General features: G+C 67.7%; 1 protein-coding gene and 1 pseudogene. Both read right to left on the bottom strand.

Going from position 1 to position 974, the window contains the following annotated elements:
• Window positions 1–119, bottom strand: a pseudogene (locus CCN51_RS59035) (sugar kinase); the annotation flags it as partial.
• Window positions 120–207: 88 nt separating this feature from the next.
• Window positions 208–333: a hypothetical protein gene (locus CCN51_RS59520; RefSeq protein ID WP_281262500.1), complete on the bottom strand. Its 126-nt coding sequence runs from the start codon at window positions 331–333 to the stop codon at window positions 208–210.
• Window positions 334–974 lie beyond the last annotated feature (641 nt).

Here is a 974-nt window from a genome sequence, read left to right as displayed (position 1 = left end):
CCGGTGCGCCGGGCCAGTTCGGGCCGCGTGAGCGGGCCGTGGGACAAGAGCGTGGTGAAGATGTGCGAGGCGGCCGGCGTACGGACCGGGAACGCCTCGCCGTGGGAGGCCGACTGCATGGCCGGGAACCTATGGCCCTTATTTTCCGCTGTCAATTAAAGAAGCAGGAATCTCTCAAGGTTGGCCTGCATCGGGTCAGGGTCAGGGTCAGGTGAGCTTCCAGAGGGCCAGGTAGTAGTCCAGGGATTCGACCAGGAGCTTGTTGTCGGGGCTGAAGGCGAGGGCGTCCGCGAATGCCTGCCCAGCCCTGGCCTCCGACAGGGCCTTGGCCACCTCCTCGTTGCTTTCGTCGAACGTGCGGATGGGGTTCCAGGTGGCGGTGGACCAGATCTGGAACGCCCCGCCTTGCTCACNNCAGCCTGACCCCTTCGATCCCGGCGTCCGCCGCGAGGACCTTGCCGTCCGGGCTGAGCGCGAGGTCGTACAGGCCGTCCTTGCCGCCCTGGACGGTGGCGGTGATGCTCCGCCGGCCGATGTCCCAGAAGTGCAGCTTGTTCTCCGTGGTGGAGGCGATGAGGGTGCGGCCGTCCCGCGTGAACGTGACGCACGCGACCCACCCCTGGTTCACATCCGTCACGGGCCCCGCGGGGTCGACGAGGGTGGCGACCTTGTCGCGGGACCTGACATCCCACACCGTGATGGTGGTGTTCGANNCGTCCCGGCTGAACGCCACCGAGTCGTACCCGGAGTCCTTCTGGTTCTTGTCGCCGTGGAGCGTGGCCACCTTCCTACCGGACGGGACGTCCCACAGAGTGATCGTCGCGTAGTCGTCGATGGAGGCGAGGAGCGAGCCGTCAGGGCTGAACGCCACGTCGCCGGTGGCGTTGTCGACCCCTCCCTCGCCGGGCACGCTGAGGATGGCCGCCGTCTTCAGGCTGGGGCTGTACCGCAGCTCCACGCCGCCGTCCAGGTCC

It is taken from the genome of Streptomyces milbemycinicus (assembly GCF_002154605.1).
Taxonomy (GTDB): domain Bacteria; phylum Actinomycetota; class Actinomycetes; order Streptomycetales; family Streptomycetaceae; genus Streptomyces; species Streptomyces milbemycinicus.
This window is presented reverse-complemented; position numbering and strand designations above follow the sequence as displayed.